Origin of the sequence: Testudinibacter aquarius, assembly GCF_004342725.1 — a bacterium.
GTDB classification, from domain to species: Bacteria; Pseudomonadota; Gammaproteobacteria; order Enterobacterales; family Pasteurellaceae; genus Chelonobacter; species Chelonobacter aquarius.
This window is the reverse complement of record NZ_SMCP01000014.1, coordinates 57,311-66,405: the sequence shown is the minus strand read 5'-3', so window position 1 is coordinate 66,405 and position 9,095 is coordinate 57,311. Positions and strand designations below refer to the sequence as shown.

At 45.6% G+C, this 9,095-nt stretch carries 11 protein-coding genes; 4 read left to right on the top strand and 7 right to left on the bottom strand.

The window, feature by feature from the left end:
* Positions 1-240: 240 nt before the first annotated feature.
* Both EDC16_RS11905 and rdgC read right to left on the bottom strand, forming a co-directional pair.
* Entirely contained in the window at positions 241-507 is a 267-nt protein-coding gene (locus tag EDC16_RS11905) for a YgaP family membrane protein (RefSeq protein ID WP_198362760.1), read from the bottom strand.
* Positions 508-667: 160 nt separating this feature from the next.
* Positions 668-1,588: a recombination-associated protein RdgC gene (rdgC, locus tag EDC16_RS11900; protein WP_132968072.1), complete on the bottom strand. Its 921-nt coding sequence runs from the start codon at positions 1,586-1,588 to the stop codon at positions 668-670.
* Between the two features lie 65 nt (positions 1,589-1,653).
* On the opposite strand from rdgC, the gene proC reads away from it, so the two are divergent.
* Positions 1,654-2,469, top strand: coding sequence for a pyrroline-5-carboxylate reductase (gene proC, locus EDC16_RS11895; protein WP_132968071.1), 816 nt, complete (start codon positions 1,654-1,656; stop codon positions 2,467-2,469).
* A gap of 1 nt (position 2,470) precedes the next feature.
* A complete protein-coding gene (locus EDC16_RS11890; RefSeq protein WP_132968070.1) occupies positions 2,471-3,631 on the top strand; it encodes a 3-phenylpropionate MFS transporter in 1,161 nt (386 codons plus the stop codon).
* A gap of 12 nt (positions 3,632-3,643) precedes the next feature.
* Here the strand turns inward: EDC16_RS11890 and ubiA are convergent, their stop codons facing one another.
* Both ubiA and EDC16_RS11880 read right to left on the bottom strand, forming a co-directional pair.
* Entirely contained in the window at positions 3,644-4,510 is an 867-nt protein-coding gene (ubiA, locus tag EDC16_RS11885; protein ID WP_132968069.1) for a 4-hydroxybenzoate octaprenyltransferase, read from the bottom strand.
* Between the two features lie 135 nt (positions 4,511-4,645).
* Complete coding sequence (locus EDC16_RS11880) at positions 4,646-5,512, bottom strand: rhomboid family intramembrane serine protease (RefSeq protein ID WP_132968068.1); 867 nt, start codon at positions 5,510-5,512, stop codon at positions 4,646-4,648.
* 92 nt (positions 5,513-5,604) lie between these two features.
* Between EDC16_RS11880 and EDC16_RS11875 the strand changes: the two genes are divergently transcribed.
* A complete protein-coding gene (locus EDC16_RS11875; protein ID WP_132968067.1) occupies positions 5,605-5,919 on the top strand; it encodes a DUF5389 family protein in 315 nt (104 codons plus the stop codon).
* Positions 5,920-5,927: 8 nt separating this feature from the next.
* Here the strand turns inward: EDC16_RS11875 and glpE are convergent, their stop codons facing one another.
* From glpE to EDC16_RS11860, 3 genes are all read right to left on the bottom strand, one after another.
* Complete coding sequence (gene glpE, locus EDC16_RS11870; RefSeq protein WP_132968066.1) at positions 5,928-6,263, bottom strand: thiosulfate sulfurtransferase GlpE; 336 nt, start codon at positions 6,261-6,263, stop codon at positions 5,928-5,930.
* 82 nt (positions 6,264-6,345) lie between these two features.
* Entirely contained in the window at positions 6,346-7,221 is an 876-nt protein-coding gene (locus tag EDC16_RS11865) for a DMT family transporter (RefSeq protein WP_132968065.1), read from the bottom strand.
* Positions 7,222-7,256: 35 nt separating this feature from the next.
* Positions 7,257-7,799, bottom strand: coding sequence for a TIGR00645 family protein (locus tag EDC16_RS11860; protein ID WP_132968064.1), 543 nt, complete (start codon positions 7,797-7,799; stop codon positions 7,257-7,259).
* A 136-nt stretch (positions 7,800-7,935) separates the two neighbouring features.
* Here EDC16_RS11860 and EDC16_RS11855 point away from each other — a divergent pair, with 136 nt between their 5' ends.
* On the top strand, positions 7,936-9,033 hold the full coding sequence (locus EDC16_RS11855; protein ID WP_232517258.1) for an Abi family protein: 1,098 nt from the start codon (positions 7,936-7,938) through the stop codon (positions 9,031-9,033).
* The last annotated feature ends 62 nt before the right edge of the window (positions 9,034-9,095 follow it).

Below are 9,095 nucleotides of genomic sequence, written 5' to 3'. Positions count from 1 at the left end.
CTCTAGGGGCGGTCAAGCTGTGGATAACGATTCGGTGCTGTGTTGCTAGTATACTTTATTTTGAATATACAAGGGGCGGATTATATATCCGCCCGAACCGAACTTTGCATTTTTCCTTTATTGATTAAGTGCTTATGCCGTACTTCGCAACGGGCGGATATATAATCCGCCCCTACCTTGCCTCATCAAATATCTTTGTCAATGATCTGAATCCGGCATTACTGCCGGCTGGAAAACAGCTTAAGCCCTTTTTGCACCGAGTTTACAAAACAGATGAGAAAGCAGGCAAAAACCAGTCAACCCGCTAGTCAGCATGTTGACTGCAATCAATAAACAGACCCACAGCCATTGTGCACTGACAAACAACGGGCTGGCAGACAGCCCAAAAAGTAAAGAAAGCAAAATAAACAACCCACGAATAATACTTATTAATTGCCAACAACCCAAATCATCATCCTTATCTCGGTCAATCATGTTATTAAAAATTGACCAATTTGTAAAAAGCATGGCAATTTTAACCTACAAAATCCGATAAAAATATACCTACCACGCATTATTTTTAGATTTTATCTAGGTTATGCTAACGAAAAGGGCAATCCTTGCAGTATTTACCTTTTTTCTTATACTTTTTGCAGCACTTATTTTTCTTGCCCATGTGAACGACTGATTATATTTTATCCGCTAACGATCCCGCTTCGCCACCAAACGCCTCGAGTAAGCGTTCGCTGAGCTGCGCCAAAATTCCGCTCATTAAAATAAAATCCGCATCAAAGCGCTGGGCGTAATCCTCTTTCAGAATGTCGTCATTTTTTTCCCGTACTGTATCAGCAAATTTAAGTCGTTTCAGACTGCAATCTTGTGCAAAGATAAAACTCAAATGTTCTTCCCATTCCAATGCCAATTTAGTGATCTGTTTAGCGGCAGCAAAATGGTTCTGCATTTCATCGCTTGCCAAATCCTGCTGTTTGCAACGAATCACCGATTCATCGGTGGTGGAAGTCAGTTCGGCTTCACCCAATGCTGTCAACCACTGCGGCAGGTTGTCATTGGCGATCCAGTCGGTCATCACCGTCGCCGGATCATTGGCAAATACCAGCGGCACCACCGGCAGTGATCCCAACGATTTACGCAGTAATGCCAGCGTGTCTTCCGCTCGTTTTGCCGAAGCAGCGTTGACATAAACCAGATCATTGTCGGCATCAATCCAAAGTGCGGTTTGCTGCTTTTTACTAAAGGCACGCGGCAACAACTCATTGATCACATCGTCTTTCAACGTCTGTTTTTCCACTTTACTCAGCTTGCGCTGCTCTTTTTCTTCCACACTTTCGATACGCTGCTCCAGCGCTTGTTTGATCACCGCTGCCGGCAGAATTTTTTCCTCTTTTTGTGCCAACAACAAAATTTGTCCATTCACGCTGAAATGCAACAGATCACTGCCATTCAGCGGCGGTGCCCAACCGAATCTGCTTTGATCATGGCTGCCACACGGGAAAAATGCCTGATGTGGCAACGCAGCGTCCAACGCTTGGCTCGACCAGTCCAATTTTTTACTTAAACGGTAAACCATGACATTTTTAAACCAATACATAAATCTCTTTTCCTGCTTATGTTAGAATGCGCAATATTGTAACAGACCTTGTTAAGGAAAAATGTATGCAACAAAAATTAATTGCCTTTATCGGTGCGGGCAATATGACCCGAGCGATTATTTTAGGCTTGCTTCGCAGCGGCTATCCGGCACAAAAAATCATTGCCACCAATCCAAGCAACGGCAAATTGGCAGCCTTGGCGGAACTGGGGGTACAAACCTCGCATAATAACCGTTTTGCAGTGGAACAGGCAGACGTGGTGGTATTGGCAGTGAAACCGCAATTGATGGCCACTGCCTGCGCCGATTTTGCTGATCAAGATCTCAGCCAAAAGCTGCTGATTTCGATTGCCGCCGGCATTTCAGTCAAACGTTTGAACGCATTATTGCCCAGCGCAACGGCAATAGTGAGAGTGATGCCGAATACGCCGTCACTGCTGTCTGTCGGCATGGCGGGGCTGTTTGCCAATGCCAAGTGCGGTGCTGATGATCGAACCTTTGCGGCTGACTTAATGTGCGCGGTCGGGAAAATTTGCTGGTTACAGCAGGAAAGTGCAATTAACAGTGTAATTGCCACTTCCGGCAGCAGCCCGGCGTATTTCTTTCTGTTTTTGGAAGCGATGCAGCAACAAGCGATCAACATGGGTTTAGACCCAGCCACCGCGCGGCAGTTGAGCCAGCAAGCCATGCTGGGTGCAGCAGAAATGGCGATCGAAAACCCGCAACTGGAATTAACAACCCTGCGTGAACAAGTCACCTCCAAGGGCGGCACCACTGCCGCTGCATTGCAGGTTTTTGAACAACATCAGCTGAAACAGATTGTTGCCGAAGCCATGCAAGCCGCCGTTGCCAGAGCTGAAGAGATGGAGAGCCTGTTCTGATATGTTTCGCACCTCGCCCTTTGTCTGGTTAATTTGTAGTTTTATCGGCTATTTTGCCGCTTATGGCGTAGTTTTGCCGTTTTTGCCGGTCTGGCTGAAAAGCTATCACTATTCGGAAGAGACCATTGGCATCGTGGTCGCCTTCTCTTTTCTGTTTCGTTTTGCCGGCAGTATGCTGTTTTCACAATGGGTCAAACAGCCTTCAGCCTTAATTTCGATGTTACGCCTGATTGCGTGGTTCAGTCTTGGCTTGGTGTTGGCCATTGCCGCCAGCAGCGAAATCGCTTGGTTGCTGATCGCACTGATTTGGCTGTTCAATGCGGTGTTCGGCGCCGGAATTCCGTTGACCGATGCCTTGGCTGGCAACTGGCAGCGCCAACTCACATTAGATTATGGCAAAGCCCGTTTAACCGGGTCACTGGCGTTTATCGGTGCTAACTTGCTCGGCGGCTATGTGTTGGGTCTTTTCGGTGATCGAAGCATGATTTGGCTGGTAACCGCACTTTTATTGGCTTATGGTGTGCTGCAGATGCTGTCGCCCAATCCGTATCCGCAAAATCCGGACCACAGCCAAAAAGTGCAAGCCAATGTCAGTTATAAAACCATTTTAGCCAATAAACAGATCCTGGCGTTGTTGGCGGTTCTGGCGCTGCTTCAAGGCAGTCATGCCGCTTATTATGCTTATGCCGTGTTGTATTGGGCAGAATTAGGTATCGGGGTTGAACTCAGCGGTTGGTTATGGGGTGTCAGTGTGGCAGCAGAAGTACTGGTGTTTTTCTTTGCCGGGCGTTTGTTAAAAAACTGTTCACTCTACTCGCTGCTACTGGTCACTTCGGTGGTGGCAGTGTTGCGCTGGATCGGCATGGGATGGGCAGAACACTTTATCCCATTCTTGCTGCTGCAAACCCTGCACGGCATCACGTTCGCACTGTGTCACTTTGTGACGATCCGCTATATCACCGGCTGTCCGAGCAGCTATATCGCCAAGTTACAGGCGCTGTATAACGGCGTTTGCAGCTGTTTAAGTGTCGCGCTGTTTATGCTGTTTGCCGGCGTGGTGTATCGTTATAATCCGGTGTGGGCATTTTATTTGATGGCAATTTTAGTCTTACCGAGTTTTGTATTGCTGCAAAAGCTGAGAAAGCAGCAGCCGATTGAATGATTCCTACAGACCCTAAGCAAAAATTCCTAACAGCAGTGCAATAAAAATACCCATGCCGAAATAGTTATTGTTGAGAAATGCCTTAAAACAGTCGGCACGGGTGCGCTCGCGCGTGAGTTTGCATTGATACACAAAGCAAAGTGCGGTCACGGCAACCGCCACATAATACAACGGGTGCAGCTGCGCCAGATAGCCGATAGCGGCAAACAACGTTAAGGCGACAAATTGCAATAACGCAATGATCTTATTGTCATATTGCGCAAACAAAATTGCGGTGGACTTCACTCCGATGCGCAAATCGTCATCACGATCCACCATCGCATATTGGGTATCGTATGCCACCGTCCACAGCAGGTTGGCGAAAAACAGCAGCCAGCACAACAACGGCAACTGTGCGCTCACGGCGGCATACGCCATCGGAATCGACCAACCGAACGCCGCACCCAACACAAATTGCGGCAGGTGGGTATAGCGTTTCATAAACGGATACACAAATGCCAACGCCACCGCAATAAACGACAGAAAAATCGCATAGCCATTCAGGTTGAGTACCAACAAAAATGAAAGTGCGGTCAGCACCACAAACAAGATTTTCGCCTCTTTTTCGCTAACCTCACCCGTTGCCAACGGGCGGTTGGCTGTGCGTTTAACACTGCCGTCAATATGGCGATCGGCGTAGTCGTTGATCACACAACCGGCGGCACGCATCAGCACCACTCCCCCGATAAAAATCAGCAATATTTTGGTATCCGGCACTGCCCCGGCTGCCAAAAACAACGCCCACAGTGTCGGCCATAGCAACAGCAGCGTGCCGATGGGGCGATCCAAGCGCATTAAACGGGCATAGGCGTGTAATTTTCGGGTTAATACTTCGGGCATTTTCGTAATGGTGTGTTGTCGAATAATGAGCGGCGTTTTGTGTTACACCTATCATCGCTATCAATCAAATATAGACGCTATCTTACCGCAAAATAAGTAAAAATACTCTGCATAACACACTAATTTTTTTCAGTTCTATTTTTTGTGGGCTAATCGCTTTCCGTCTAGCCAAGCGATTGCACTGCCAAGCAACAAACCGGAAATATGTGCCGCATTACCCACCTGCAAATTCAGCAAGGGCCCCACAAACCCAACCGCAATCCCCGTCAACAACAGATAGATAAATCCGCTCGGCAAGCTAAATCGACGCAACGGATCAACCCGGCTCATCACGTAAACATAGCCCAAGATCGCAAAAACCACGCCAGACAGCCCGAAAAATGCCTGTCCGCTGAACGCATTTTGCGTAATACCGCTGATCAGCGCAGCAGCCAAAAACAGTTGCAACACTTTGCCTGAGCCGCAAGAGCGCTCAATCATGGCACCAAAGACTAACCAATAGGTTAAATTAAACACAATATGGCTAAGCGACAAATGCACCAGCGCATGAGTAAAAAATCGCCAAATCTCGCTGTATTGGCTGCTGTCTTGCGGGAAATGCGCCCATAAATACACGTCTGTTTGATAATCGCTCAAGCTTAGCAGATACACCACCACGCAAATCAAACCGATCAGCGCCGTCACCGGGGCGGCGGCAATTGAGCTCCACAAGTTCCGCCACTGCGAAAGATTGGGCAGCAATGCCTTAAAACGTCCGTTTAAGGAATAGGTTTGCCCGTCTTGCCAACTCGCCTGCATATACTTTTCGGCAAACGGCGTGTGCCGGTATTGCTCCGCCTCATTTAACAGCTGGTTCAGCTGCGGATCATCTTCTTCCAGCGCCAACAAATAGTGCCCTTGTTGTTGATATAGCGGCAAATCACGCCGATATTCACGCCGGATATAGTCACGAAAGCGCAGTGCCAGTTCCGGTTTGTCAGTACTTAAAATTATTTTAGTCATCGTGTTTTAGAAAACAGAATTAGAAAAGCCACAAAGTTACGCTATACTAGCGCCTCGTGTAACAGATTGGAAGAAATACGAGGAGAATTCAGGTGCATAACCAACCACAACTAAACGGCTTTTCCGGCTTTGCTTGGGCAACCGCTCTTTTTTGCCTGCCGGCGATTCTCTGGCCACTGGCACTGCTGATTTCTCCATCGGTCGCCGATAATCCGGCACTTAGCAGCCGTGCGGTCTATTGGTTTTCAACCGCACTTTGGGTTTATCCATTAGGGTTATTCGCTACCGCACTTTTATTGGCAAAATTGCGGCGTACCGCACCACAAGCTGCATGGTTGTTGCTATTTGCAGCATTTATCGCTTTTTACGGCTCCCTCGCCTATTTGATTATCCGGGTTTGGCACTAGGTTAACACCTATTCACTTTGCAAATCACTTTCATAAGGCAAGCCGGCACGCAGCCAACCTTCAAAGCCGCCCTGCACACTGGCAACATGGTCAAAGCCTTGCTCGATCAAAAAATGGGCAACATTCAGGCTGCTAACCCCGTGATAGCACATCACTAGAATCGGAAAATCATAATCATAGTGATCCAAAAATTCGCCGTAACTTTGATTGGTGAGATGAAACGCTTGCGGCGGGCGGCGATAACTGAAGTTTTTCAGATCGCGAATATCCAGCAATACCGCCTGATTATCCTGCACCTGCTGCCACGCCTGCTGCGCGGTCACTGTTGCAATTTCAATGCTCATAAAATACCTTTATCAAGAAAAATTTAACAGAATATTAACATCTAAGCTCAATGAATAAAAGTGCGAGGAATAAAAGTGCGGTTCAACGCTCGGTTTTGTTGCTATTCAGCAGAAACATCAGATAGCCACTGAGAAAAATCAGCAGATAGCCGAGCCAACTGAATACATCAGGATATTGATCAAACAGTACTATACTGAACAACGCAGCAAAGATCACCGAAGCGTACGAATACAACGACACCTCTTTGGCGCTGGCGTAACGATACGCCAAAGTAATCCCAAACTGCCCAACCGTTGCCATCACGCCGGACAGCAACAAATAGCCCAGTTGCGCCAACGACATCGGTTGAAACTGCCACACCACCGCAGGTAGCAACACAATGGTTGAGAAAAATGAAAAGAAAAACACAATGGTATAAGGCGATTCGGGACTTGGACTCAGCGCCAATACCCGCAGCATCAAATAAGCCGCTGCGGCGAAAATAGCCCCACCAATTGCGATCATCGCAGGGAAAAGTGCGGTTTGCTCAACATTGAAACCGGGTTTGATAATCAGCAGCACTCCGATAAATGCCACCAAACATAACCCTATTTGCCGTAACGAAATGGGCTCTTGCAGAAAAATCGCCGACAGTCCGATCAACACAAACGGCGACAATTTTACGATCATATCGGCATCACTCAACAGCAGGTGATCGATCGCATAAAACCCCATCAACACACCAAACAGACCAAATATCGAACGCAGCACCAAACTGCGCCGATTAAGCGTTTGTCCAAAAAACAACGTGCGGTTTTTCCACACCAAATAACCGCTCAACAATGCGGCAATGGCGTTACGAAAAATCGACTTCTCTACCACCGGCAAATCCCCAGCCAGCTTGACACACACCGCCATCAGGGTAAAACCCAGTGCCGAAACCAGCATCGCAATAATGCCTTTAGTCAGATTTGTCATCGCCGCAACCGCACTTTACTTTAATTCAAACTCACTTAATGGTTTTTATGGGTTGTTCCGTACAAAATACGGTCGGTGTATGCCATCGCCAACGCCGATGCCAAAAAGCCTAAATGCAGCAGCAGTTGCCACATCATCTGTTTTTCCGGCAAATTTCCGACATTGATAAATGTCTGCAGCATATGGATTGAAGAGATGCTGATGATCGCCATCGACAGTTTGACTTTCAATACCGAAGCATTAACATGATTCAGCCATTCCGGCTGATCGGGGTGATCGTCGGTATTCAGGCGCGAGACAAAGGTTTCATAACCGCCGACAATCACCATAATCAGCAAGTTGGCGATCATCACCACATCAATCAAGTTCAACACCGCCAACATCACCATATTTTCATTCATTTGGTTAAGATTGACCAACAGTTCCCAGAGCGATTTGATAAATTTATAGGCATACACCATCTGCACCACAATCAGCCCGATATAAATCGGCAGCTGAATCCAGCGACTGGCAAAAATAATTTTACTGAAAATTGAGGTTCTTCTGATGCGATCTTGTTTTTCGTTTGTGATATGCATAATGTTCTAAAAATGTTAACTAAAAAAGTGGAAGAAAATTACCTATTTTCGGTTTAAATAGCAAGATTCTGTAGAAAAAAATTAAGTGTGTACTTTTTGTTCTATTTTGCCTATAATAGTAAACGATATACCTGCCATGCCTATGAACTTCTGTTTACGCACAAATCGGCAGGTTTTTTTTAATGCTATTTTTGATTATAAGTATATGACAACATTCTGCAAACCAGTTAAAACAAGTGTAGAACACATTAAAACTTGGCAACAGCGGGGTTTAAATATCCCTAATCAAGAACGAGCAGTACGCTATTTAGATTATATAGGCTATTACCGACTTTCCGCTTATACCATACCTTTCCAAGATCCCAAATCAAGTAGTCATCAATTTAAGCAAAATGTGAGTTTTGATGATATTTTAAGCCTTTATATCTTTGACCGAGAATTACGTTTACTAGTCATGGACGCTATCGAACGAATTGAAGTCGCCATTCGGGCACAAATATCTAACGTGCTTTGCAATGAGTTCAATGATGCCTTTTGGTATCTTGATGAGAACTGCTTCGATCAAAATTATCAGCATTTCAGACTGTTAGCAAATATTGAACGACAACGGCTTGAGGAACAAAAACGCTTAAAGCGTGATTATGATGCGATTGAGAGCCGTAAAAATATCTCATTAGATCAAAAAAGAATATTAAGAGACAAGGTACAAAAAGAAAACTTTCTAAGGCATTATTTGAGTCAATACGATCAACCAAAGCTACCGCCGTCTTGGATGATGGTAGAAATGCTAACTTGGGGTGACCTAAGCCATTTATATACAGGCTTAAAATCAACTTTATTACGAAAAAAAATTGCTGGTAATTTAGGATTACATGCTGAGGTCTTTGAATCTTGGATAAAAACCTTAAATGATGTCCGCAATGTATGTGCCCATCATAATCGCTTATGGAACAAAGAATTTGGTAGAAGTATTAAAATTCCAACATCAAAAAGCATCATATGGCTGCAGCAAGCAGTTATTCTAGCAAATCCGGCAATTCATGCTGAAAAACGCATTTATATGGTATTGGTTGCCTTACAAACCTTATTGTATAAAATCAGTCCAAATTCTCAATGGGCACAACGCTTGAAACAGCTCATGGCTAAATATCCAAAAATCGCAAAATCCAATATGGGAATGCCCGAAGAATGGCATAATGATGATTTTTGGACATTTGCACTTAAACTCAAATAAGGGAAATTGATGATAAAGACACGAATCCCCCTATACCTCATAATTGCTGGTCTGACAGCTTG

Bases quoted from the DNA above. Each gene is read 5' to 3' on its own strand.
- EDC16_RS11905 (WP_198362760.1), bottom strand. From the start codon at position 507: ATGCTTTTTACAAATTGGTCAATTTTTAATAACATGATTGACCGAGAT.
- rdgC (WP_132968072.1), bottom strand. From the start codon at position 1,588: ATGTATTGGTTTAAAAATGTCATGGTTTACCGTTTAAGTAAAAAATTG.
- proC (WP_132968071.1), top strand. From the start codon at position 1,654: ATGCAACAAAAATTAATTGCCTTTATCGGTGCGGGCAATATGACCCGA.
- EDC16_RS11890 (WP_132968070.1), top strand. From the start codon at position 2,471: ATGTTTCGCACCTCGCCCTTTGTCTGGTTAATTTGTAGTTTTATCGGC.
- ubiA (WP_132968069.1), bottom strand. From the start codon at position 4,510: ATGCCCGAAGTATTAACCCGAAAATTACACGCCTATGCCCGTTTAATG.
- EDC16_RS11880 (WP_132968068.1), bottom strand. From the start codon at position 5,512: ATGACTAAAATAATTTTAAGTACTGACAAACCGGAACTGGCACTGCGC.
- glpE (WP_132968066.1), bottom strand. From the start codon at position 6,263: ATGAGCATTGAAATTGCAACAGTGACCGCGCAGCAGGCGTGGCAGCAG.
- EDC16_RS11865 (WP_132968065.1), bottom strand. From the start codon at position 7,221: ATGACAAATCTGACTAAAGGCATTATTGCGATGCTGGTTTCGGCACTG.
- EDC16_RS11860 (WP_132968064.1), bottom strand. From the start codon at position 7,799: ATGCATATCACAAACGAAAAACAAGATCGCATCAGAAGAACCTCAATT.
- EDC16_RS11855 (WP_232517258.1), top strand. From the start codon at position 7,936: ATGCCTATGAACTTCTGTTTACGCACAAATCGGCAGGTTTTTTTTAAT.